A 23,692-nucleotide genomic window follows, 5' to 3' on the forward strand; every position below is an offset into this window, starting at 1 on the left:
GGGTACGGCCCCGCTCTGAACTGACGACAGCCTGCGCACAGGGTAAACTTGCCCCCCTGCGCAGGAGCAACCATGAACTATCGTCACGCCTTCCACGCCGGCAATCACGCCGACGTCTTCAAACACCTGACCCTGACCCGCCTCATCGCCCTGATGTCGCGCAAGGAGCAGCCGTTCGCCTACCTCGACAGCCACGCCGGTATCGGCCTGTATGACCTCAAGGGCGACCAGGCCACGCGCACCGGCGAGTACCTGGAAGGCATCGCCCGCCTGTGGGGCGACGAGGACCTGCCGGCGCTGACCGCCGATTACATGCAGGTGCTGCACAAGATGAACCCCGATGGCGAGTTGCGTTACTACCCGGGCTCGCCGGAACTGGCTCGGCGCCTGACCCGTTCCCAGGATCGGGTGCTGCTCAACGAGAAACACCCGGAAGACGGCCTGCTGCTCAAGGACAACATGAAGGGTGACCGGCGGGTAGCGGTGCACCTGGGCGAGGGCTGGCACGTGGCCCGGGCCCTGCTGCCGGTGGCGGAAAAACGCGCGGTGATGCTCATCGACCCGCCTTTCGAGCAACTGGACGAGATGCAGCGCTGTGCGGCATCGCTGAAGGAAGCCATTGGCCGCATGCGCCAGACCGTGGCGGCCATCTGGTACCCGGTCAAGGACCAGCGCGCCCTACGACGCTTCTATCAGGACCTGGCCGGTACCGGTGCGCCGAAGCTGCTGCGGGTGGAGTTGCTGGTGCATCCGCTGGATACGCCCAACAGCCTCAACGGTTCGGGCCTGGCGATCGCCAACCCGCCTTGGGGCCTGGAAGAGGAGTTGCGCGAGCTGCTGCCCTGGCTGTCGAAGAAGCTCGGCCAGACCCAGGGCGGCTGGCAGATGGACTGGTTGATCGCAGAGTAAAGGGTCGCTGGCCAGCCTGCTCCTGCGGAAGGTTGCAGGAGCCGGCAGGCCGGCGCATGGACTCAGATCGGGCAGGTCACGCCGGTGCCGCCGATCCCGCAATAGCCTTCAGGGTTCTTCGCCAGGTACTGCTGGTGGTAAGCCTCGGCGAAGTACACGGTCGGCGCTTCTTCGATTTCCGTGGTGATGGTGCCCAGGCCGGCCTTGGTCAGCTCCGCCTGGAACACGTCCCTGCTGTGCAGCGCCTGCTCCAGCTGGGTCGGATTGGTGGCGTAGATCACCGAGCGGTACTGGGTGCCGATGTCATTGCCCTGGCGCATGCCCTGGGTCGGGTTGTGCAGTTCCCAGAACATCGCCAGCAATTCCTTGTAGCTGACCTTTTCCGGCTCGTACACCACCAGCACCACTTCGGTATGCCCGGTCAGGCCCGAGCAGACTTCTTCGTAGGTCGGGTTCGGGGTGAAGCCGCCGGCATAACCCACGCACGTGCTGAACACACCTTCGCGCTGCCAGAAGCGCCGTTCGGCACCCCAGAAACAGCCCAGGCCGAAGATGGCGAAATCCACATTGCCCGGAAACGGGCCCAGCAGCGGGTTGCCGTTGACGTAGTGTTCGGCAGGTAGGGCCATGGGGGTTTCACGGCCAGGCAGAGCTTGTTCTTTGGTTGGAAGCACGTTTTTGTTCACCAGAATTTCCGAGCGCAAGACCATGTTGCAGTCCTCCAGTCAGGTTGGGGAGTCAGTCAGTCGATAGACACGCAGTTTGCCCGAGTGTTACAGCGCTGTCAGGCAATTGGGCCACGAGGATAACGCTTGAGCTTGGCAATCAGCTCGGAGCCGGGAATCGGCCGGTCGAACAGGTAGCCCTGGCCCACGTCGCAGCGGTGGCGGCGCAGGAAGGCCAGTTGCTCGGCGGTCTCGATGCCTTCGGCGACCACCTTGATCTTCAGGTTGTGGGCCATGGCGATCACCGCGGAGGTGATTTCCATGTCGTCCTGGTTGTCGGGGATCTCGTGGATGAAGCTGCGATCGATCTTGATGATATCGATGGGGAATTTCTTCAGGTAACTCAGGGACGAATAGCCGGTGCCGAAGTCGTCCATGGCCAGGGTCAGGCCGAGTTTTTTCAGTTGTTCCAGCTGCTGGTGGGTGTCGTCGGTGGCTTCCAGCAGCAGGCCCTCTGTTAGCTCAAGCTCCAGCAGCGAGGAGGGCAGTTGTTCTTCCTTGAGGATGCTGGCGATGGAGGCCACCAGGTCCGGGTCGGAAAACTGCTTGGGCGACAGGTTGATGGCTACGTGCAGGTTGCCCATGCCGGCGGCGGTCAGTTGCTTGCTCATGCGGCAGGCCTGGCGGGCGATCCACTTGCCGATGGGGATGATCAGGCCGGTTTCTTCCGCCACGCTGATGAACTGGTCGGGGCGGATCATGCCCTTTTCCGGGTGGTTCCAGCGCAGCAGCGCTTCCATGCCCAGCAGGCGGCCGCTGCGCAGGCACAGCTTGGGCTGGTAGAACACGTCCAGTTCGTTCTGGGTCAGGGCGCGGCGCAGGTTGTTCTCGACGAACAGCTTGTAGCTGGCTTCGGCGTTGAGGGCTTCGGTGAAGACCTGCACCTGGTGCTTGCCGTTGGCCTTGGCCTTGTGCAGGGCCAGGCCGGCGTTGCGCATCAGGGTCTGCGGGTCACGGCCGTGCAGCGGCGCACTGGCCAGGCCCACGGAGCCGGTGACGCTGATCAACTGGTTGTCGACGAACATCGGCTTGTCCAGGGTCATCAGCAACTGGCTGGCGATCTGTTGCCCGGTTTCCAGGTCGGTGTTGTCCAGCAGCACGGCGAATTCGTTGCTGGCGAAGCGCGCCAGGCTGCCGCTGGGGCTCAGGCTGTTGCGCAGGCGCCGGGCCAGGCTGATCAGCAGTTTGTCGCCGGTCTGGTGGCCGAGGCTGTCGTTGATCCGCTTGAAATTGTCGATGTCCACCAGCAGCAGGCTGATCGGGGTATCGCTGTCTCGGGCAAAGCGTTCATCGAGGTTGCGGATGAAGGCGGGGCGGTTGCCCAGGTTGGTCAGGTTGTCGGTGTAGGCCAGGCGCTCGATGCGCTGCTGGGCGAGCTTGGTCTGGGTGATGTCTTCGTAGATGCCGATGTAGTGGGTCAGCTCGCGGTTGTCGCCATACACCTTGGAGATCGACAGCTGGCCCCAGTAAGGCTCCAGGTTCTTGCGCCGGCTCTTGAACTCGCCCTGCCAGCTGTTGCTCTTGGCCAGGCTGGACGGAGCGTCGAACAGCAGCTCGCTGAGGTTTTCCAGGGCCGGCAGTTCGGACAGACGGTGGCCATGGACCTCTTCGGTGCTGTATTGGGTGATCGCCGTGAAGCTGGGGTTGACGTACTCCACCACGCCGTCGCAATTGACCAGCAGGAAGGCGTTGGCGCTCTGTTCCACGGCGCGCTGGAACAAGTGCAGGGCGCTGGTGGCGGCCCGCCGGTTGTGATTGTTGATGACTTGGGCGAACTGGTCTGCCAGTTCGCCGGCGAAGGCGATCTCGTCCGACTGCCAGGCCCGGGTCATGCCGGTCTGTTCCAGGCACAGCACGCCGACGACCTGGCCGTCGATGCGGATGCTGGCGTCGAGCATGGCGTTGACGTCCCGCGGGCGCAGGCTCTCGGCCATCTCCCGGGTTCGCGGGTCGCGCATGGCGTTCTGCGCGTCGATGGCGCGGCAGCTATGCAGGGCTTCCAGGTAGTCGGGAAAGCTGCTGGCGTCGATGGACTCCGGCATGCGGTATTCCTGGGGGCCGCGGTGATAGGCGGCAATCGGCACCAGTTGCTGGTCTTCCAGGTTCCAGATGCTGGCGCAGTCGATCTGGTAGATATCGCAGGCGCTGCGGGTAATCAGTTCGGCAGCTTCCTTCAACGAATTGCCGGTGCTGTAGCGCTGGCGGGTCAGGAGCAGGATCAAATCCTGCTGCGCACGCACCCGTTCCAGGTGCTGCAATTGCTCCTGCTGGGCCCGCTGGTTGAGTTCCAGGGCGATCTGCAGGCGGGTGTTCTGGGTTTCCAGATCCAGTGCCGGCAGCGCCGAAGCATCGCTGAACAGCCCTTCGACCACCAACAGGTAGCCGCGCAGCAGGTGCCGGTTGTGCTGTTTGTAGGCTTCGCCCAGCTCGAGGATGCTCAAGGGCCCCTGGGCGGTGTGCAGGGTATAGCGGATCAGGTAATGGGAGCTGTTGCTCAGTTGCTGCTGGATGGTGTCGTGCAGCTGATAGCGGGCTTCGGGCTCCATCAGGCTGGCATAGGGCGAGCCGACCAGGGCGCAGAGTTCGACGGCGGGCAGGCCGAACTGGCGTTCGCAATTGGGATCGAGAAACAGCAGCGCCCAGCTCGCTTCATTCAGCCGTTCGAAACGCAACATGCCGAGCCGCGAGGGCACAGGCAACTGCGTCACTACCTCGGCCGCCATACGGCTGGCGGCATCGGGTTGGCTTTTCATGGGGAAACTCGCTTCGAAATTGCTGATCGCGCCGGGCTCACGCCCTCTTTACTGTTGCCTGCGGCAAGGTTGCATCATGGCGCATCGACTGACAAGTAAGATGAAGGCTAAGTGCTATAAACCTGTATCGGCAGGCAGAAGGATTTCTGCAAAGTAACTTTTTTGCTGTTTAACGTCGTGCACTGACGGGCAATTGGCGACGTTTTTCTGGCAAAAAAAGCCCCGCCAAATTGACGGGGTTGAGGTACGAGCGTGGCGCTCGGAAAGCGTGCGCTACCGGCCCGCCCATGACAGGAGGGCCGGTACGCGGGTTACAGCAGAATGGTGCGGATGTCCGCCAGCAGGTCGCTCAGGCGCTTGGTGAAGCGTGCGGCGGCCGCGCCGTTGATCACACGGTGATCGTAGGACAGGGACAGTGGCAGCATCAGTTTCGGCTGGAAGGCCTTGCCGTCCCAGACTGGCTGGATGGTGGCCTTGGAAACACCGAGGATCGCCACTTCCGGCGCGTTGACGATCGGCGTGAAACCGGTGCCGCCAATGTGCCCGAGGCTGGAGATGGTGAAGCAGGCGCCTTGCATCTCGTCCGCGGAGAGCTTCTTGGTGCGGGCTTTTTCCGCCAGGGAAGCCGCCTCGGCCGCCAGTTGCAGCAGGCTCTTCTGGTCGACGTCCTTGATCACCGGTACCAGCAGGCCATCCGGAGTGTCCACGGCGAAGCCGATGTTCACGTACTTCTTGCGGATGATCGCCTTGCCGCTTGGCGCCAGGGAGCTGTTGAAGTCCGGCAGTTCCTTGAGCAGGTGGGCACAGGACTTGAGCAGCAGCGGCAGGATGGTCAGCTTGACGCCGGCCTTCTCGGCCACGGCCTTCTGTGCAACGCGGAAAGCTTCCAGCTCGGTGATGTCGGCCGAGTCGAATTGAGTCACGTGTGGCACGTTCAGCCAGCTGCGGTGCAGGTTGGCGGCGCCGGCCTGCATCAGGCGGGTCATCGGCACTTCTTCGATTTCACCGAAGCGGCTGAAGTCCACGACCGGAATCGGCGGGATGCCCGCGCCACCGGTTGCGCCGCCAGCAGCTGGCGCTTCCTTGGCCTTCTGCATCATGGCCTTGACGTAGACCTGCACGTCTTCTTTCAGGATGCGACCGTGCGGGCCGCTGGCGCCGACAGCGCTCAGCTCGACGCCGAATTCACGGGCCAGTTGACGCACAGCCGGGCCGGCGTGAACTTTCGCGCCTGGCTTGGCAGGTGCGGCGGCCGGGGCGGCAGCAGGTGCAGCGGCAGCCGGGGCAGCAGCGGCGGCTGGAGCCGGAGCGCTTGGCGCCGCAGCCGGAGCCGGGGCAGCAGCAGGCGCTGCGCCTTTGACTTTCAGCTTGAGGATCAGATCGCCGGTGCCGACTTCGTCGTCCAGCTTGATGGAAACGCTTTCCACCACGCCAGCGGCAGGCGATGGAATTTCCATGCTCGCCTTGTCGGATTCCAGGGTAATCAGCGACTGGTCGGCTTCAACGCTGTCGCCAGCCTTGACCAGCACTTCGATGATCTTGGCCTTGCCGGCCGAACCGATGTCCGGAACGTGGATGTCCTGAACACTGTCAGCCACTGGAGCAGCCGGGGCTGCTGCAGGAGCAGGCGCAGCGGCAGCGGCCGGAGCAGCAGCCTGGGCCGGAGCGGCAGCAGGAGCCGTAGCACCCGCCACTTCCAGGTCCAGGATCAGGTCGCCGGTGCCGACTTCGTCGTTGAGCTTGACGCTGATGGCCTTGACCACGCCAGCGGCAGGCGACGGGATTTCCATGCTTGCCTTGTCGGATTCCAGGGTGATCAGCGATTGATCAGCCTCGACCTTGTCGCCGACCTTGACCTGGATCTCGATGATCTGGGCCTTGCCCGACGAACCGATGTCCGGCACGTGCACTTGCTGAACCGAAGCGGCAGCAGGGGCAGGGGCTGGGGCTGCGGCAGGAGCAGCCGCCGGTTTGGCTTCAGCTTTTGCCGCAGGAGCAGCCGCCGGGGCCGCAGTAGCGGCGCCCTCGACTTCCAGTTCGAGCAGTTCGTCGCCTTCTTTCAGACGGTCGCCCAGCTTCACCTTGAGGCTCTTGATGACGCCGGATTTCGGGGCCGGCACTTCCATGCTGGCCTTGTCCGATTCCAGGGTCAGGATGCTCTGGTCGGCTTCGATACGGTCGCCGACCTTCACAAACAGTTCGATTACTTCACCTTCACCGCTGCCGATGTCAGGTACGCGAATGAGTTCGCTCACAGAAAGTCTCCTCAGCAGTCCAGTGGGTTGCGTTTTTCCGGGTTGATACCGAACTTGGTGATGGCTTCAGCCACGACCTTAGGTTCGATGTCACCACGGTCAGCCAAGGCTTCCAGGGCTGCCAACACCACGAAATGACGGTCTACTTCGAAGAAGTGACGCAGTTTCTTGCGGCTGTCGCTGCGGCCGAAACCGTCGGTGCCCAGGACTTTGAACTCCTTGGATGGGACCCACTGGCGGATCTGTTCGGCGAACAGCTTCATGTAGTCGGTGGAGGCGATGACCGGACCCTTGCGGCCGTTCAGGCACTCTTCGACATAGCTCAGCTTCGGCTTCTGGCCAGGGTGCAGGCGGTTGCTGCGTTCCACGGCCAGGCCGTCGCGGCGCAGTTCGTTGAAGCTGGTCACGCTCCAGACGTCGGCAGCGACGTTGAACTCGTCACGCAGGATCTTCGCGGCTTCGCGAACTTCGCGCAGGATGGTGCCGGAGCCCATCAGTTGCACGTGGTGCGCGGCCTCGCGGGTGTCTTCTTCCAGCAGGTACATGCCCTTGATGATGCCTTCCTCGACACCGGCCGGCATGGCTGGCTGCTGGTAGGACTCGTTCATCACGGTGATGTAGTAGAAGACGTCCTGTTGCTCTTCGGTCATCTTCTTCATGCCGTCCTGGATGATCACCGCCAGCTCGTAGCCGTAGGTCGGATCAAAGGTGCGGCAGTTCGGGATGGTCCCGGCCAGCATGTGGCTGTGACCGTCTTCGTGCTGCAGGCCTTCCCCGTTGAGGGTGGTGCGCCCGGCAGTACCGCCGATCAGGAAGCCGCGGGTACGGCTGTCGCCGGCAGCCCAGGCCAGGTCGCCGATACGCTGGAAGCCGAACATCGAATAGAAGATGTAGAACGGCAGCATTGGCTGGTTGTGGCTGGAGTACGAAGTACCGGCAGCGATGAAGGAGCTCATGGCGCCCGCTTCGTTGATGCCTTCTTCGAGGATCTGGCCCTTCTTGTCTTCGCGGTAGAACATCACCTGGTCTTTATCGACTGGCTCGTAGAGCTGGCCGACGGAGGAGTAGATGCCCAACTGGCGGAACATGCCTTCCATACCGAAGGTACGGGCTTCGTCCGGGATGATCGGCACGATGCGCTGGCCGATTTCCTTGTCCTTGACCAGCTGCGCGAGGATCCGCACGAAGGCCATGGTGGTGGAGATTTCACGGTCGCCCGAGCCGTCGAGGATGGCCTTGAGGGTATCCAGTGGCGGAGTCGGGACGCTGAAGCTCTTGGCGCGACGCTGCGGCACGAAACCGCCCAGTGCGGCACGACGCTCGCTCAGGTAGCGGGCTTCGGCGCTGCCTTCTTCTGGCTTGAAGAACGGCAGGTTCTCAATGTCGTCGTCTTTCACCGGAATGTCGAAACGGTCGCGGAACAGCTTCAGGCTGTCGACGTCGACTTTCTTGGTGTTGTGCGCGGTGTTCTTCGCTTCGCCGGCGCCGGTGCCATAACCCTTGATGGTCTTGGCCAGGATGACGGTCGGCTGCTCTTTGTGGTTGACCGCCTCGTGGTAGGCCGCATAGACCTTGTACGGGTCGTGGCCGCCACGGTTGAGTTTCCAGATCTCGTCGTCGGACAGATCGGCAACCATCGCCTTGAGTTCAGGGGTATTGAAGAAGTGCTCACGGACGAACGCACCGTCCTTGGCCTTGTAGTTCTGGTACTCGCCGTCGATGACTTCGTCCATGCGGCGCTGCAGGATGCCGTCGACGTCCTTGGCCAGCAGTGGGTCCCAGAAACGGCCCCAGACCACCTTGTTGACGTTCCACTGGGCGCCACGGAACACGCCTTCGAGTTCCTGGATGATCTTGCCGTTGCCGCGAACCGGGCCGTCGAGGCGCTGCAGGTTGCAGTTGATGACGAAGATCAGGTTGTCCAGCTTCTCGCGGCCGGCCAGGGAGATCGCGCCCAGGGATTCCGGCTCGTCGCACTCGCCGTCGCCCATGAAGCACCAGACTTTCTGTTTGCCGGCAGGGATGAAGCCACGGGCTTCCAGGTACTTCATGAAGCGCGCCTGGTAGATCGCCTGGATCGGGCCCAGACCCATGGAAACGGTCGGGAACTGCCAGAAGTCAGGCATCAGCCAAGGGTGCGGGTAGGACGACAGGCCATTGCCATCGACTTCCTGGCGGAAGTTGTTCATCTGGTCTTCGGTGATGCGGCCTTCCATGAACGCACGGGCGTAGACGCCTGGCGATGCGTGACCCTGGAAGTAGATCAGGTCGCCGCCGTGTTCGTCGGTCGGGGCCTGGAAGAAGTAGTTGAAGCCGATGTCATACAAGGTGGCGCTGGAGGCGAAGCTGGAGATGTGACCGCCCAGGTCAGAATCTTTCAGGTTCGTACGCATGACCATGGCCAACGCGTTCCAACGTACCAGCGAGCGAATGCGGCGTTCCATGAACAGGTCGCCAGGCATGCGTGCTTCGTGGGTGACGGGAATCGTGTTGCGGTACGGCGTGGTGATGGCGTAGGGCAGTTGCGAGCCGCTGCGGGTCGCGAGTTCGCCCATACGGGTCATCAGATAGTGAGCACGGTCTTCGCCTTCTTTGTCGAGAACCGATTCCAGGGCGTCCAGCCATTCCTGGGTTTCGACGGGATCGAGGTCTTGCATGGCTTGCTCCAGGGCGGAAAGGCTTCCAGAATCGGTTGCCTGAGTTTGCGACTGGCCTTTTGGGCAGACGATTATAAATTCTTGGATTGCCGGAGGTTGATCCAGCGGCGTGTAGTTTTACTACAAATCGTCGGCCATTTCAGCCTTTCGAATGTATATACGAGTAGTAAAACTACAGAAGAGCGGCTTGTGGCCTCCTGCTGCGTTGTGAGAATAATCGTTACTGTTGGTCGATGACTAACGGGAATAGGTAATAAATTAATGCCGGCTGCTAAAAAAAACCTATTTTCAGCTATTTCTAACTTTTGTTCGACAGTCCATCAGGCGACCTGCCCGCGACATCCGTCCCCGCCCGCATTTTCCACGCCGATCAAGGATAGCCCATGAGCCTGCCCGCGCTTGCCCCCGTCCCCGCGATTCTCTTGCCATTGGTCAGCCGCGCAGAGCAGTCGTTGCGTGGCGCCGTCGCGGCCCTGGAAGGCGATCCCGGGTTGGCCGACTGGAGCGCCGAACGCTGGGCAGAGTTCGCCCGGGTGGGCGCCGCCAGCGACTTTGTCATTGAACAGAGCCTGCGTGACCCTTTGATGTTGCTAGAGCTGGTGCGCAGCGGCGAGCTGGACCGCCCATTCGCGCCTGGGGAGTTGTGCGCGCAAATCGCCGCCGCGGTGCAGGCGGCCGAGAGCGAGGATCAATTGGGGCGCGTGCTGCGGCGCCAGCGCACCCGCCAGCAGGTGCGGATCATCTGGCGCGACCTGACCCGCCAGGCGGATCTGGTGCAGACCTGCCGCGACCTTTCCGATCTGGCCGACGCCTGCATCGACCAGGCCTATCAATGGTTGTATCTGCGTCACACCCAGCAGTTCGGCGTGCCCACCGGCGGGCGTAGCGGCGAGCCGCAGCAGATGGTGATCCTCGGCATGGGCAAGCTGGGGGCGGTGGAGCTCAACCTGTCGTCGGACATCGACCTGATTTTCGCCTACCCCGAAGGCGGCGAGACCGTCGGCGTCAAGCGGCCCCTGGATAATCAGGAGTTCTTCATTCGCCTCGGGCAGCGCCTGATCAAGGCCCTGGACCCGATGACCGTCGACGGGTTCGTGTTCCGCGTCGACATGCGCCTGCGGCCCTATGGTTCTGCCGGTGCCCTGGTGTTGAGCTTCAATGCGTTGGAGCAGTACTACCAGGATCAGGGGCGCGACTGGGAACGCTACGCCATGATCAAGGCCCGGGTGGTGGCAGGGGATCAGGCCGCCGGTGCGCAGTTGCTGGACATGCTGCGGCCTTTCGTCTATCGCCGTTACCTGGACTTTTCCGCCATCGAGGCGCTGCGCACCATGAAGCAGCTGATCCAGCAGGAAGTCCGGCGCAAGGGCATGGCCGACAATATCAAGCTGGGCTCGGGGGGGATCCGCGAGGTCGAGTTCATCGCCCAGGCTTTCCAGCTGATCCACGGCGGACGCGACCTGAGCCTGCAGCAGCGTCCTCTATTAAAGGTGCTGGGCACTCTGGAAGGGCAGGGCTACCTGCCGCCTGCCGTGATCAGCGAGCTGCGCGAAGGCTATGAGTTCCTGCGCTATACCGAGCACGCGATCCAGGCCATCGCCGATCGCCAGACGCAGATGCTTCCGGACAATCCCCAGGATCAGGCGCGGATCGCCTTCATGCTGGGCTTTGCCGACTGGAACGCCTTCCACGAACAGTTGATGCACTGGCGCGGCCGGGTAGATTGGCACTTCCGTCAGGTCATCGCCGACCCGGATGAGGATGAAGGCGCCGAAAGCGAAGTGGTGGTGGGTGGCGAATGGCTGCCGTTGTGGGAGGAAGCCCAGGACGAGGAGGCCGCCTGCCGCCAGTTGCAGGAGGGCGGCTTCGTCGATGCGCCCAAGGCCCTGCGTGCCCTGGCCGGTCTGCGGGGCAGCCCGCAGCTACGTGCCATGCAGCGCCTGGGACGCGAACGTCTGGATGCCTTTATTCCGCGGTTGCTGGCCCAGGCGGTGGAGCACGCCAATCCGGACCTGGTGCTGGAGCGAGTGCTGCCGCTGGTGGAAGCCGTGGCGCGGCGTTCGGCCTATCTGGTGCTGCTCACCGAGAACCCGGGGGCTCTACGTCGTCTGCTGACCTTGTGCGCCGCCAGCCCGTGGATCGCCGAGCAGATCACCCGCTTCCCCCTGCTGCTGGATGAACTGCTCAACGAAGGGCGCCTGTTCAAGCCGCCCCTGGCGCCGGAACTGGCTGCCGAGTTGCGCGAGCGCCTGACGCGCATTCCCGAGGATGACCTGGAGCAGCAGATGGAAGCCCTGCGCCACTTCAAGCTGGCCCACCGCCTGCGAGTGGCCGCCTCGGAGATCGCCGGCAGCCTGCCTTTAATGAAAGTCAGCGATTACCTGACCTGGCTCGCCGAAGCGATCCTGGAACAGGTGCTGGCCCTGGCCTGGCGCCAGACGGTGTCCAAGCACGGTGCACCGCTGCGTACCGACGGCACCTTGTGCGACCCGGGCTTCATCATTGTCGGTTACGGCAAGGTCGGCGGCATCGAGCTGGGCCACGGTTCCGACCTGGACCTGGTGTTCATCCATGATGGCGACCCCCAGGCGGAAACCGACGGGCCCAAACCCATAGACGGTGCGCAGTTCTTCACCCGGCTGGGGCAGCGCATCATTCACCTGCTGACCACCCAGACCAACTCCGGCCAGCTCTATGAAGTGGATATGCGCCTGCGGCCTTCCGGCGCGTCTGGGTTGCTGGTGAGTTCCCTGGGGGCCTTTGCCCGCTATCAGGAAAACGAGGCCTGGACCTGGGAGCACCAGGCGCTGGTGCGGGCGCGGGTGCTGGTGGGCAGCCAGGATGTGGGCCAGGCCTTTGAAAAGGTCAGGGCCGCGGTGCTGGGGAAAAAACGCGACCTGCCCAAGCTGCGCCAGGAAGTCAGCGAGATGCGGGCCAAGATGCGCGACAACCTGGGCAGCCGCCTGACCGCCGCCGGAACTGCAGCCAATGCCTTCGAAGCCACGGCGCCGTTCGACCTCAAGCAGGACGCCGGAGGTATCGTCGATATCGAATTTATGGTGCAATACGCGGCCCTGGCGTGGTCCGAAGAGCACCCGTCACTGCTGCGCTATACCGATAACATCCGCATCCTGGAAGGTCTGGAGCAAGTCGGGCTGATGCCCGCGAGCGATGCCAGCCTGCTGCGCGAGGTCTACAAGGCCTACCGTTCCGCGGCTCACCGGCAGGCGTTGCAGAATGAGGCCGGAATCATTACCGGTGATCAATTTGTGACCGAACGACGGGAAGTGTTACGAATTTGGCGTGAGCTGGGGCTAAGCTAAGCGGCCTGAGAAGGCCAACCATGTATTCGGCGGGCCTTGCCGGCTCGCCCAAACTGAACCGGCGGTGAAGGCCGCGGTGCTGGATTCTCGAGGCGGGGAGGCGTATGCCTCCCCGGTTCGTTTATGGAAACCACATGAATATTCTGATCGTTGGGCCCAGTTGGGTCGGTGACATGGTGATGGCGCAGACACTCTTCGAGTGCCTGAAACAGCGTCATCCACAATGCGAGATCGACGTGCTGGCCCCCGAGTGGAGCCGGCCGATCCTCGAACGCATGCCCCAGGTGCGTCGGGCCCTGAGCTTTCCCCTGGGCCATGGCGCCCTGGAACTGGCGACCCGCCGGCGGATCGGCAAGTCCCTGGCTGGCCAGTACGATCAGGCGATCCTGCTGCCCAACTCGCTGAAGTCGGCGCTGGTGCCGTTTTTTGCCGGCATTCCCAAGCGCACCGGCTGGCGCGGCGAGTTCCGCTACGGCCTGCTCAATGACGTGCGCAAGCTCGACAAAGAACGTTATCCGCTGATGATCGAGCGTTTCATGGCCCTGGCCTATGAGCCGGGGACCGAGCTGCCCAAGCCTTATCCGCGCCCGAGCCTGCAGATCGATCCGCAAAGCCGGGACGCGGCCCTGGCCAAGTTCGGCCTGAGCCTGGACCGCCCGGTGCTGGCACTGTGCCCGGGGGCGGAGTTCGGCGAAGCCAAGCGCTGGCCGTCCGAGCACTACGCCCAGGTCGCCGAGGCGAAGATCCGCGAAGGCTGGCAGGTCTGGCTGTTCGGCTCGAAGAATGACCATGCTGTGGGCGAAGAGATTCGCGGGCGGCTGATTCCCGGCCTGCGCGAGGAATCGAGCAACCTCAGTGGCGAAACGTCCCTGGCCGAGGCCATCGATCTGCTGTCCTGCGCCGACTCGGTGGTGTCCAACGATTCCGGCTTGATGCACGTGGCTGCGGCGCTCAATCGCCCGCTGGTGGCGGTGTACGGCTCCACTTCGCCGGGCTTCACCCCGCCCCTGGCCGATCGGGTCGAGGTAGTACGGCTGGGGATCGAATGCAGCCCGTGCTTTGACCGCACCTGCCGCTTCGGCCATTACAACTGCCTGCGCCAGTTGTTGCCGCAGCCGGTGAACGAAGCCCTGCAGCGGTTGCAGGGCACCGTGGTCGAGGTTCAATAAGTTGCGGGTACTGTTGATCAAGACCTCGTCCCTGGGGGATGTGATCCATGCATTGCCGGCGCTGACCGATGCCGCGCGAGCCATCCCCGGGATCAAGTTCGACTGGGTGGTGGAAGAAGGCTTTGCCGAAATTCCCACCTGGCATCCGGCGGTCGGCAAGGTGATACCGGTGGCGATCCGTCGCTGGCGCAAGAACATCTGGCAGACCATCAAGAGTGGCGAGTGGCGACGCTTCAAGCAGAGCGTGCGCTCGACCAAGTACGACCTGGTGATCGATGCCCAAGGCCTGCTGAAAAGCGCCTGGCTGACCCGCTACGTGCGCGCCCCGGTGGCGGGGCTGGATAAGAACTCGGCCCGCGAGCCTCTGGCTTCACGCTTCTACTCCCGGCGCCTGGCGGTGGCCCGTGGGCAGCACGCGGTGGAGCGCGTGCGCCAACTGTTCGCCGTGGCCCTGGGCTACGACCTGCCCCAGGGCCTGGGCGACTATGGCCTGAACGTCGAAAAACTCGTGGAGTTGCCGCGCAAGAAGCCCTTCGTGCTGTTCCTGCATGGCACCACCTGGGACACCAAGCACTGGCCCGAGGCCTACTGGCGCGAGCTGACCGAACGCATGGGCATGCTCGGCGTCGAGGTCAAGCTGCCCTGGGGCAACCCCGCGGAAAAGGCTCGAGCCGAGCGCATCGCCAGCGGCCTGAAAAACGCCACGGTGCTGCCGAAGCTGAACCTGGCCGGGGTCGCCAAGGTGCTGGCCGATGCCCAGGCCTGCGTGGCCGTGGACACCGGGCTGGGCCACCTCGCCGCGGCACTGGATGTACCGACCATCTCACTGTTCGGGCCGACCAACCCGGGGCTGACCGGCGCCTATGGCCGGGTGCAGATCCACCTGGGCAGCAACTTCCCGTGCGCACCGTGCCTGCAGAAGAAATGCACCTATCAGCCCACCGCTGTGGACCAGCAGCGTTATGACCTCAAGCGCGAGTGGCCGCTGTGCTTCACTCGCCTGAATCCCGAGCGTGTCGCCAGCCGACTGAGCACCCTGTTACTGGCTGAGGAGCCGCGCTGATGCAATTGGCTTTTGTCCTTTATAAGTATTTCCCCTTCGGCGGCCTGCAGCGCGATTTCATGCGCATCGCCCTGGAGTGCCAGCGGCGCGGGCATCAGATCCGTGTCTACACCCTGATCTGGGAAGGCGATGTCCCTCCCGGTTTCGAAGTGCTGGTGGCGCCGGTCAAGGCGCTGTTCAACCATCGTCGCAATGAAAAGCTCAGCGCCTGGATGGAGGCCGACCTGGCCAAGCGCCCGGTGGACCGGCTGGTGGGTTTCAACAAGATGCCGGGGCTGGACGTGTACTACGCCGCCGATGGCTGTTTCGAGGACAAGGCACAGAACCTGCGGCACTCCCTGTACCGGCGCTGGGGCCGTTACCGGCACTTTGCCGAGTACGAGCGCGCGGTGTTCGCCAAGGACGCCAAGACCGAGATCCTGATGATCTCCGAGGTCCAGCAGCCGCTGTTCATCAAGCACTACGACACCCCGCTGGAGCGCTTCCACCTGCTGCCGCCGGGGATCGCCCAGGACCGCCGGGCACCGGCCAACGCCGCCGAGATCCGGGCGGATTTTCGTCGCGAATTCAAGCTCAAGGATGACGACCTGCTGCTGGTGCAGATCGGTTCCGGGTTCAAGACCAAGGGTGTGGACCGCAGCCTCAAGGCTCTGGCGGCATTGCCCTCGGCGCTGAAAAAACGCACCCGGCTGTTTGTAATCGGCCAGGACGACCCCAAGGTATTCCAGGTGCAAAGTGCTGCGCTGGGGTTGAGCGACCAGGTGCAGTTCATGAAGGGCCGCAGCGATATCCCGCGGTTCCTGCTGGGCGCCGACCTGCTGATTCACCCGGCCTACAACGAAAACACCGGCACCGTATTGCTGGAGGCCCTGGTGGCCGGCCTGCCGGTGCTGGTCAGCGCGGTCTGCGGTTATGCCCATTACATTGCCGAGGCCCAGAGCGGCCTGGTGCTGGATGAGCCGCTGGAACAGGCGCAGCTCAATCAATACCTCACCACCATGTTGACCGACGACGCTGCACGCGCGACCTGGAGCCGAAATGGCCTGGCGTTCGCCGAGACGGCCGACCTTTACAGCATGCCGCAGCACGCTGCGGATGTGATTCTGGCGGAGCAACACCGATGAAGTTGATGCTTGCCGAACCCTTCAAGAGCCTCTGGGCCGGACGCGATGCGTTCGACGCTGTCGAGGGCCTGAAGGGCCAGGTCTACCGTGAGCTGGAAGCGCGCCGTACCTTGCGTACGGAAGTCGACGGCCGCGGTTATTTCGTGAAGATCCATCGTGGGATCGGCTGGGGCGAGATCGTCAAGAACCTGGTCACCGCCAAACTGCCGGTGCTCGGCGCCGGCCAGGAATGGCGCGCCCTGGAGCGCCTGCATCAGGTGGGCGTGCCCACCATGACCGCCGTGGCCTACGGCGAGCGTGGGGCCAATCCGGCAGACCAGCATTCGTTCATCGTCACCGAGGAGCTGGCGCCGACCGTCAGCCTCGAAGATTTCAGCATCGGCTGGGTCAAGCAGCCGCCGGCGCCTGCGCTCAAGCGCGCGCTGATCGCCGAGGTAGCGCGCATGACCGGCATGATGCATCGCGCCGGGGTCAACCACCGCGACTGCTATATCTGCCACTTCCTGCTGCACACCGATCGGCCTGTCACTCCCGAAGGGCTCAAGCTCTCGGTGATCGACCTGCACCGGGCCCAGACCCGGCCGAAGATCACTCAGCGCTGGCGCAACAAGGATCTGGCGGCGCTGTATTTCTCGGCCCTGGATATCGGCCTGACGCGCCGCGACAAGCTGCGCTTTCTCAAGGGCTACTTCCAGCAGCCGTTGCGGCAGATTCTGGCCGAGGAGGCCGCACTGCTGGCCTGGCTCGAAGGCAAGGCGGAAAAGCTCTACGCCCGCAAGCAACGGTACGGAGATGCACTCTGATGGCGAGCTGGAACCTGGACCCGGCCTATCAGGCGTTGGCGGAGGATTTCGGCAGTCTGGAAGCGGTGTTTGCCCTGCAGGGCGAGCACCTGACCCGGGATCCGTTGTCCGAAGTCATCCGCGTCGAGCGTGGTGGCGTCAACTATTACGTCAAGCGCTATACCGGCGCCGGCAAGAATCTGCGGCGCTACCTGGGCAAGCCCCGGGTCAAGTTCGAGTGGCAGAACCTCAAGCGCTTCGCCAAATGGGGCATTCCCACCGCCGATGTGGTGGCCTGGGGCCTGGAGCGTCGCTGCCTGGCCTATTCCCGGGGGGCGATGATCACCCGGGAGCTGCCGCGTACCGAGGATCTCTCGGTGCTGGCCGAACGCAACGACCCGCGTCTGCAGGACCGTCGTTGGGTGGATGGCGTCAGCCGTCAGTTGGCCGCTTACACCCGGGTCATGCATGACCACCGCTTTACCCACAATGATTTGAAGTGGCGCAACCTGCTGGTCGACGACCAGGACCGGTTGTACCTGATCGATTGCCCGAACGGCGATTTCTGGCGTGGTTTCTGGCTCAAGTACCGGATCACCAAGGACCTGGCCTGTCTGGATAAGGTGGCCAAATACCATCTGTCGGCCACCCAGCGCCTGCGTTTCTACCTGCAATACCGTCAGCGTGATCACTTGAGTGCCGCCGACAAGGAGCGTATTCGCCACGTGTTGAGATTTTTCGAGGGGCGTGAATGACTGATTTTCTGGCGTCCGAGGAGCGTGCGCTGCTGGAGCGCAATGGCCTCGGCACTTTCGACCAGCTGTGGGCCACCCAATTGGACGCGGTGGATGAACCCAATACCGGTCGTGGCGGCAGCAGCAGTGTGTTTCGCCTGGATGTGGAAGGGCAGGGGTTCTACCTCAAGCGCCAGACCAACTACCTGACCCGGACCCTGCACCGGCCCTTTGGCGAGCCGAGTTTCGCCCGTGAATTTCGCAATATCCGCCGCTACCAGCAGTTGGGCATTCCGGCCTTGCAAGCGGTGTTCTTCGGTATGCGCAAGGTCGATGGCGAGTCCCGGGCGATCCTGTTGACCCGGGCCCTGGATGGCTGGGATGACCTGGATGCGCTGCTGTTGCAGTGGGACCGGCTCAGCGAGCATCAGCGGCAGGCGGTGCTCCAGGCTTGCGGGCAACTGGCCCGGCAGCTGCACGGCTTGCGCCAGGTGCATGGCTGTTTCTATCCCAAGCATATTTTCCTGCGGGCCGAGGGCGATGGGTATCAGGCGCAGTTGATCGACCTGGAAAAGACCCGGCCCCTGCTGTTTGGCCAGCGTGATCGGGTCAAGGATCTGGAGCCCTTGCTACGCCGGGCTGCGGTGTGGAGCGGCGATGAGGTGCGCAGCCTGCTGGCGGCCTATGTGGGCCAGCCTCGGGACAGCTCCCTGGTGGATGCCTGGGTGGCGCGGCTCAGTGCTCGGCGCAGCCACAAGGGGGCACGCTGATGCGTCTGTCCGAACTGAAGAACAGCGGGCGCAGCCCGACGCTGCCCTTGAGCCTTGAGTTGGCGGACGCCGCCGGCCCGGCACAGTTGCAGTTGCTGAGCCTGCTGCGGGTGCTGCCGGGGCAGCGTTACGTGGGGGCCGGGGTCTGGCGCGGGCGTCCGGTGCTGGCCAAGCTGCTGGTGGGCTCCAAGGCCGCTCGGCATTTCCAGCGAGAATTGCAGGGTGTGCGCCTGCTGGCAGAACAAGGGCTGACGACGCCCTTGCTGCTGGCGGACGGTTTGCAGGAAGGCGAGGGCGGCTGGCTGCTGTTCGAGTTACTGCAGGGCGCACAAAGCCTGGGCGACGCCTGGAAGCAGGTGGAAGCTCTGCCAGTGCTGGCCGACGAGCAGGCTGAGGTACTGGCCGAGGCCCTCGGGGCTATCGGCCAGTTGCACGCCAAGGGCCTGTGGCAATCGGACCTGCACCTGGACAATCTGCTGCGCCACGACAACCGGCTGTATTTGATCGATGGGGCGGGGATCTGTGTCGAAGAGGCGGGCAAGCCCCTGTCCCGGCAGAAGGTCCTGGAGAACCTCGGGGTATTCTTCGCCCAGTTGCCCAAGAGTCTGGAACCGTTCACCGAAGAGTTGCTGGTGCACTACCTGTTGAGCAACGCCGAGCATGCCTTGCCCCTGGAAGCCCTGCAGAAGCAGGTGAACAAGGTCCGGGGCTGGCGCCTGCGGGACTTTCTCAACAAGGTCGGCCGCGAGTGCACGCTGTTCAGCGTGCAGCGCGGCCCGTTCGCCTTGCGCGCGATCCGCCGTGAGGAAGAGGCGGCGATGCTGCCGGTGCTGGAGCAGGCCGACGCCCTGCTGGATCAGGGCCATCTGTACAAGACCGGTGGCGCGGCCAGTGTTGGGCGGGTCGAGGTTGCGGGCCGGCCGCTGGTGATCAAGCGCTACAACATCAAGGGCTTTGCTCACTGGCTCAAGCGCTTCTGGCGCCCGAGCCGGGCCTGGCATTCCTGGCGCGAAGGCAATCGCCTGGCGTTCCTGGGCATTGCCACGCCCAAGCCTCTGGCCTTGCTGGAGCGGCGTTTCCTGTGGCTGCGGCGCAGCGCCTACCTGGTGACCGAGCATCTGCCAGGGCCGGACATCATCGAGCGCTTTGCACCCTTCGTGGACAGCGGGCAAGCCCCGGAGCCGGAATTGCTGGCGCTGGACCAGCTGTTTGCCGAGCTGATCAAGGAGCGCATCAGCCATGGCGACTTCAAGGGCCACAACCTGTTCTGGCAAGAGGGTCGCTGGGCGCTGATAGACCTCGATTCCATGTGCCAGCACTCCAGCCTGAGCAGCTTTGCCCCGGCTTATGCCCGTGATCGCGCGCGATTCATGCGCAATTGGCCGCAAGACAGCAATTTGTATCAAGTGATTGACCAGCGCCTGCCCAAGACGGCCCAGGGCACCGAGGCCTGACCTGCGACCCATGGCCGCTGCCTGCGCCGCGGCCACGGCGCGCGGCGGGTGCCAACCCGGGCTTGGCGCTCGCCGCTAGAGGCTTGCACCTGCTTTTACGTTATAATCCCGCCCTTTCGTTGTTTCTCGCCCCTTGCGAGCACACTTCATTTTCAAGGCGCATCGCGCCCGCATGCAGACTAAACGAGGCTAGACCCCTGTGGCATTGACGATTCTTGGCCTGTCCGGCGCCCTTAGCCATGATCCTTCAGCGGCCCTGTATATCGACGGCAAGCTGATTGCCGCCGCTGAAGAAGAGCGTTTCGTGCGCGACAAACATGCAAAGAACCGCATGCCCTACGAGTCGGCGAAATTCTGCCTGGAGCAGGCCGGGATCAAGCCTTCCGACGTTGACGTAGTCGCGATTCCGTTTGCCCCGATCAGCCTGTTCGGCAAGGCTCGCTGGCACTACGCCAAGCGCTACTGGTACGCCCCGGACCGCGCCCTGGACGCGATCCTGATGGGCAACCGTCGCTACAAGCGCTACCGCAATAAGATCGTCTGGTGCCTGGAGCAACTGGGCTTCGACCCGAAAAAGGTCAAGATCGAGCCGGTGGAGCACCACCTGGCCCACGCCTCCAGTGCCTACCACTGCTCGGGCTTCAAGGAGAAGACCGCGATCCTCGGGATCGACGGCAAGGGTGAGTACGCCACCACCTTCTTCGGCTACGGCGAAAACGGCAAGATCCACAAGATCAAGGAATTCTTCGACCCGGACTCCCTGGGCGGCCTCTATGGCGCGATCACCGAGTTCCTCGGCTTCGAGATGCTCGACGGCGAGTTCAAGGTCATGGGCATGGCGCCGTACGGCGATGCCAGCAAATACGATTTCTCGCGCCTGGCCAGTTTTGAAAACGGCGAGCTGGTGATCAACACCGATTACGCCAACGTCATCGGCCTGCGTCGCTACAAAGAGAAGGGCAAGGGTTTCTACTTCTCGCCAAAACTCATCGAGTGGCTGGGTCCCAAGCGCGAAGGCGACATCGCCGACGAGCCGTACATCCACTACGCGGCGAGCATGCAGGCGCTGTTCGAGAAGCTGGCCCTGCAGATGATCGACCATTACCTGGGCGACATCCTCAAGGAAACCGGCAAGCTGGCCTTCGCCGGCGGCTGTGCGCTGAACGTCAAGCTGAACCAGAAGATCATTGCCCGTCCCGAGGTCAAGGAGCTGTTCGTGCAGCCGGCTTCCGGCGACGCCGGTACCGCCGTTGGTGCCGCGGCGTACGTTTCCCATGCCCGTGGGGTGCCGGTAGAGAAGATGGAGCATGTCTATCTCGGCCCGTCCTACAGCAATGAAGACGTGATCGCGGCCTGTGCCCGCCACCCGAACAAGCCAGCCTGGCGGCAGATCGACAACACCCCGGAGCGTATCGCCAAGATCATGGTGGATGGCAACCCGGTGGCATGGTTCCAGGGCCGCATGGAGTTCGGTCCGCGTGCCCTGGGCGGCCGTTCGATCATCGGTTGCCCGAGCGCCACTGGCGTGGCCGACCGGATCAACGAACAGATCAAGTTCCGCGAGCGCTGGAGGCCTTTCTGCCCGTCGATGCTCGACACCGTCGGCCCGCAGATGATCAAGGTCGATCACCCGGCGCCGTTCATGACCTTCACCTTCGAAGTGGCTGAAGAGTGGAAGACCCGGGTACCGGAAGTGGTCCACGAGGACGGCACGTCCCGGGCCCAGGTGCTCAAGCGCGAATACAACCCGCGCTACTACGACATGATGAAGGCCCTGGAAGTACTGACCGGCAACGGCGTGTCGCTGAACACCTCGTTGAACCGCCGTGGCGAACCGATGATCTGTTCGCCCACCGATGCCCTGAACATGTTCTACGGGTCCGACCTGCAGTACCTGATCATGGAAGACATTCTGGTGGTCAAAGACGGCGTGGACCCTTATGACACGCTCGGCTGAACGCCATGTGCTGCAGTTCTGCCACGGCTATGACGGGCCGTTCCTGGACTGTGCCCGGCAATACGCCAACCTGTTCGCGGGCAGCGGCTATCGAGTGACCACGGTGTTTCTCACCGGGGCCGCCGATGCCGATGTCGCCGCGGGCTGCGCGTCTGATGAAGTGCTGTTTATGGAATACAGCTCCAAGGCCATCCGCGGCCTGAAGCTGGGCGCCATCCGCGACCTGCGCAAGATCGCCGCGTCACGCAATTTCAGCTTCTGCATCGCTCACCGCTTCAAGCCGATCTATATCGCCTTGCTCGGTACCGGCTTGCCGGTGATCGGTGTCCATCATGCGTTTTCCGATTACAAGCGCGGCAGCCGCAAGCTCTTCGCCCAACTGTTCCGTAAGCGCCTGAGCCTGCTCGGGGTGTCCGATGCGGTGCGTGACGACATGCGTGCCTGCCTGCCGAAATGGCCGGCGCAGCGCATTCAGACCCTGTACAACCGTATCGACCTTGAGGCACTGCAGGCCGAGCAACTGAGCGCTGCCCAGGCGCGCAGCGAGCTGGGCCTGTCCGCCGATGCCTGGATTGTCGGCAACGTCGGGCGCCTGCATCCGGACAAGGACCAGGCCACCTTGCTGCGTGGCTTTGCCGCGGCTTTGCCGCAATTGCCGCCGCACAGCCAACTGGCGATTCTCGGAACCGGGCGTCTGGAAAAAGACCTGAAGTCCCTGGCCCGCGAGCTGGGGATTGCCGATCGCGTGCTGTTCCTCGGGCAGGTGCCTCAGGCCCGACGCTATTTCCGCGCCTTCGATGTGTTTGCCTTGAGCTCCGACCACGAGCCTTTTGGCATGGTCCTGCTGGAGGCCATGGCCGCCGGCGTGCCGCTGCTGGCCACCGCCTGTGGCGGTGCCCGGGAAGTGGTCGAGGGGGTGGGCATCCTGTTCCCCCTGGGCGACGTTGAACATATGGCCCAGGGGCTTCAGCATCTGGCCGCGATGGACGACCACCAGCGCCGGGTCTGTGCCGAGCTGATGCTCGATCGCCTGCGCGAGCGCTTCTCCGACCGTGCTGTACGCGACGTATTCTGGCGTTTGCCGCAAGTCACCGATCTGACCGCGAGGGGCTGATGCTCAATCGATTTCAAGGCTGGCGCGAACGTGGCTGGTCAGTCATTGACGCATCGACCTACGCCGATGCCTGGCAGCGGTTCGGTGGCAGTGTGGCAACCCATCCCCTGGTGGTGGAGCAGTTGGCGGACCTGGCGCAGATCCCGGTGCGCTACCTGGCCTGGGAGCGCAACGGCCAATTGCAGGCGGCCATTGCCACCTGGGGGCGCGACCTGGCGCTGTCCAAGGACGTGCTCAAGCGGGCCGGCAAGAAGGGCCTGTTCGATATCGGCAATGCCGAGCTGATCCTGCCCGCCGCTGCTGATGCTCAGGCGGTGTTGCGCCATCGTGGGCGTTACCTGTCCGCATTGAACGAGGGGCGCCTGACCGGCCTCAAGCCCCAGGCTGAACAGCTGGCCATGGCCAGGACGCCGGAAGAGCTGTCGAAGAAGTTTCGTTACAACCAGCGTCGTGAGCTGCGCCTGCTGGAAGAGGCGGGCGGGGTTGTACGCCCGGTCAGTGATTTCAGCAGCCCCGAGCTGGCGGCGATCTACTGCGACCTGTTCCAGCGCCGCTGGGGCTTTGCCGCCACCGGTGCCGAGCGTATGGCCGAGGTGCTGGAGCGCCTGCGCGAGCTGCTGATCGGTTCGGTGATCTTCCTCAACGACGCGCCGATTGCCGTGCAACTGATCTACCGGGTCGAAGCGCCGGAGTGGATCAGCGTCGAGTACGTGAACGGTGGGGTAGACCCGGAGACTCGTGAGTTCAGCCCTGGCAGCGTGCTGAGTTTTCTCAACACCCAGAGTGCCTGGGAACAGGCCCGTGCCCTGAACAAGCCACTGCGTTTCTCCTTCGGTCGTGCCGACCGTGAATACAAGGACCGTTGGTGCAATCCTGTGCCGGTTTTCCAGGTGTGAGTCAGCC

The 23,692-nt window shown here is 63.5% G+C and carries 16 protein-coding genes; 12 read left to right on the top strand and 4 right to left on the bottom strand.

Translation table 11 applies throughout. The annotated features are described in order from the left end of the window. Positions 1 to 72 precede the first annotated feature (72 nt). Positions 73 to 909 (top strand): 23S rRNA (adenine(2030)-N(6))-methyltransferase RlmJ, encoded by an 837-nt coding sequence (locus PFLCHA0_RS02560; RefSeq protein WP_011058878.1) that lies wholly within the window; start codon positions 73 to 75, stop codon positions 907 to 909. Positions 910 to 971: 62 nt separating this feature from the next. Here the strand turns inward: PFLCHA0_RS02560 and msrA are convergent, their stop codons facing one another. The 4 genes from msrA to aceE all read right to left on the bottom strand — a co-directional run bounded on the left by msrA (position 972) and on the right by aceE (position 9,299). Further along, positions 972 to 1,619, bottom strand: a complete 648-nt coding sequence (gene msrA / locus PFLCHA0_RS02565) for a peptide-methionine (S)-S-oxide reductase MsrA (RefSeq protein WP_011058879.1) — start codon at positions 1,617 to 1,619, stop codon at positions 972 to 974. A gap of 74 nt (positions 1,620 to 1,693) precedes the next feature. Beyond that, complete coding sequence (locus PFLCHA0_RS02570; RefSeq protein ID WP_011058880.1) at positions 1,694 to 4,387, bottom strand: sensor domain-containing phosphodiesterase; 2,694 nt, start codon at positions 4,385 to 4,387, stop codon at positions 1,694 to 1,696. A 311-nt stretch (positions 4,388 to 4,698) separates the two neighbouring features. Then, positions 4,699 to 6,642 (bottom strand): dihydrolipoyllysine-residue acetyltransferase, encoded by a 1,944-nt coding sequence (gene aceF, locus PFLCHA0_RS02575; protein ID WP_015633905.1) that lies wholly within the window; start codon positions 6,640 to 6,642, stop codon positions 4,699 to 4,701. 11 nt (positions 6,643 to 6,653) lie between these two features. After that, positions 6,654 to 9,299 (bottom strand): pyruvate dehydrogenase (acetyl-transferring), homodimeric type, encoded by a 2,646-nt coding sequence (gene aceE / locus PFLCHA0_RS02580; RefSeq protein WP_011058882.1) that lies wholly within the window; start codon positions 9,297 to 9,299, stop codon positions 6,654 to 6,656. Between the two features lie 383 nt (positions 9,300 to 9,682). Here aceE and glnE point away from each other — a divergent pair, with 383 nt between their 5' ends. The 11 genes from glnE to PFLCHA0_RS02635 all read left to right on the top strand — a co-directional run bounded on the left by glnE (position 9,683) and on the right by PFLCHA0_RS02635 (position 23,685). Further along, complete coding sequence (gene glnE, locus PFLCHA0_RS02585; RefSeq protein ID WP_019093029.1) at positions 9,683 to 12,622, top strand: bifunctional [glutamate--ammonia ligase]-adenylyl-L-tyrosine phosphorylase/[glutamate--ammonia-ligase] adenylyltransferase; 2,940 nt, start codon at positions 9,683 to 9,685, stop codon at positions 12,620 to 12,622. Positions 12,623 to 12,756: 134 nt separating this feature from the next. After that, positions 12,757 to 13,791 (top strand): lipopolysaccharide heptosyltransferase II, encoded by a 1,035-nt coding sequence (waaF, locus tag PFLCHA0_RS02590; RefSeq protein WP_041751920.1) that lies wholly within the window; start codon positions 12,757 to 12,759, stop codon positions 13,789 to 13,791. Between the two features lies 1 nt (position 13,792). Continuing rightward, positions 13,793 to 14,854 (top strand): lipopolysaccharide heptosyltransferase I, encoded by a 1,062-nt coding sequence (gene waaC, locus PFLCHA0_RS02595; protein WP_011058885.1) that lies wholly within the window; start codon positions 13,793 to 13,795, stop codon positions 14,852 to 14,854. Further along, a complete protein-coding gene (locus tag PFLCHA0_RS02600) occupies positions 14,854 to 15,978 on the top strand; it encodes a glycosyltransferase family 4 protein (protein ID WP_011058886.1) in 1,125 nt (374 codons plus the stop codon). Before waaC ends, PFLCHA0_RS02600 begins: the two co-directional genes overlap by 1 nt. After that, a complete protein-coding gene (rfaP, locus tag PFLCHA0_RS02605; RefSeq protein ID WP_011058887.1) occupies positions 15,975 to 16,781 on the top strand; it encodes a lipopolysaccharide core heptose(I) kinase RfaP in 807 nt (268 codons plus the stop codon). The genes PFLCHA0_RS02600 and rfaP overlap by 4 nt, the downstream gene beginning before the upstream one ends. Further along, entirely contained in the window at positions 16,781 to 17,515 is a 735-nt protein-coding gene (locus PFLCHA0_RS02610; RefSeq protein ID WP_015633909.1) for a lipopolysaccharide kinase InaA family protein, read from the top strand. The genes rfaP and PFLCHA0_RS02610 overlap by 1 nt, the downstream gene beginning before the upstream one ends. After that, positions 17,512 to 18,264 carry a lipopolysaccharide kinase InaA family protein gene (locus PFLCHA0_RS02615; RefSeq protein ID WP_015633910.1) on the top strand — a complete coding sequence of 251 codons (753 nt, stop codon included), beginning with the start codon at positions 17,512 to 17,514 and terminating at the stop codon, positions 18,262 to 18,264. The genes PFLCHA0_RS02610 and PFLCHA0_RS02615 overlap by 4 nt, the downstream gene beginning before the upstream one ends. Next, complete coding sequence (locus PFLCHA0_RS02620; RefSeq protein ID WP_015633911.1) at positions 18,264 to 19,718, top strand: lipopolysaccharide kinase InaA family protein; 1,455 nt, start codon at positions 18,264 to 18,266, stop codon at positions 19,716 to 19,718. Before PFLCHA0_RS02615 ends, PFLCHA0_RS02620 begins: the two co-directional genes overlap by 1 nt. 199 nt (positions 19,719 to 19,917) lie before the next feature. Further along, positions 19,918 to 21,675, top strand: a complete 1,758-nt coding sequence (locus tag PFLCHA0_RS02625) for a carbamoyltransferase family protein (protein WP_015633912.1) — start codon at positions 19,918 to 19,920, stop codon at positions 21,673 to 21,675. Next, the gene (locus PFLCHA0_RS02630) at positions 21,659 to 22,789 is read left to right on the top strand and encodes a glycosyltransferase (protein WP_011058892.1); all 1,131 of its coding nucleotides are present in this window, start codon (positions 21,659 to 21,661) and stop codon (positions 22,787 to 22,789) included. The genes PFLCHA0_RS02625 and PFLCHA0_RS02630 overlap by 17 nt, the downstream gene beginning before the upstream one ends. After that, positions 22,789 to 23,685, top strand: coding sequence for an antimicrobial resistance protein Mig-14 (locus tag PFLCHA0_RS02635; protein ID WP_011058893.1), 897 nt, complete (start codon positions 22,789 to 22,791; stop codon positions 23,683 to 23,685). The genes PFLCHA0_RS02630 and PFLCHA0_RS02635 overlap by 1 nt, the downstream gene beginning before the upstream one ends. Positions 23,686 to 23,692 lie beyond the last annotated feature (7 nt).

It is taken from the genome of Pseudomonas protegens CHA0, assembly GCF_000397205.1.
Classification (GTDB): Bacteria; Pseudomonadota; Gammaproteobacteria; order Pseudomonadales; family Pseudomonadaceae; genus Aquipseudomonas; species Aquipseudomonas protegens.

What these genes read in the sequence shown, in the direction of transcription:
- PFLCHA0_RS02560 (WP_011058878.1), top strand. Translation starts at nt 73, where the DNA reads ATGAACTATCGTCACGCCTTCCACGCCGGCAATCACGCCGACGTCTTC.
- msrA (WP_011058879.1), bottom strand. Translation starts at nt 1,619, where the DNA reads ATGGTCTTGCGCTCGGAAATTCTGGTGAACAAAAACGTGCTTCCAACC.
- PFLCHA0_RS02570 (WP_011058880.1), bottom strand. Translation starts at nt 4,387, where the DNA reads ATGAAAAGCCAACCCGATGCCGCCAGCCGTATGGCGGCCGAGGTAGTG.
- aceE (WP_011058882.1), bottom strand. Translation starts at nt 9,299, where the DNA reads ATGCAAGACCTCGATCCCGTCGAAACCCAGGAATGGCTGGACGCCCTG.
- glnE (WP_019093029.1), top strand. Translation starts at nt 9,683, where the DNA reads ATGAGCCTGCCCGCGCTTGCCCCCGTCCCCGCGATTCTCTTGCCATTG.
- waaF (WP_041751920.1), top strand. Translation starts at nt 12,757, where the DNA reads ATGAATATTCTGATCGTTGGGCCCAGTTGGGTCGGTGACATGGTGATG.
- PFLCHA0_RS02600 (WP_011058886.1), top strand. Translation starts at nt 14,854, where the DNA reads ATGCAATTGGCTTTTGTCCTTTATAAGTATTTCCCCTTCGGCGGCCTG.
- rfaP (WP_011058887.1), top strand. Translation starts at nt 15,975, where the DNA reads ATGAAGTTGATGCTTGCCGAACCCTTCAAGAGCCTCTGGGCCGGACGC.
- PFLCHA0_RS02610 (WP_015633909.1), top strand. Translation starts at nt 16,781, where the DNA reads ATGGCGAGCTGGAACCTGGACCCGGCCTATCAGGCGTTGGCGGAGGAT.
- PFLCHA0_RS02615 (WP_015633910.1), top strand. Translation starts at nt 17,512, where the DNA reads ATGACTGATTTTCTGGCGTCCGAGGAGCGTGCGCTGCTGGAGCGCAAT.
- PFLCHA0_RS02620 (WP_015633911.1), top strand. Translation starts at nt 18,264, where the DNA reads ATGCGTCTGTCCGAACTGAAGAACAGCGGGCGCAGCCCGACGCTGCCC.
- PFLCHA0_RS02630 (WP_011058892.1), top strand. Translation starts at nt 21,659, where the DNA reads ATGACACGCTCGGCTGAACGCCATGTGCTGCAGTTCTGCCACGGCTAT.
- PFLCHA0_RS02635 (WP_011058893.1), top strand. Translation starts at nt 22,789, where the DNA reads ATGCTCAATCGATTTCAAGGCTGGCGCGAACGTGGCTGGTCAGTCATT.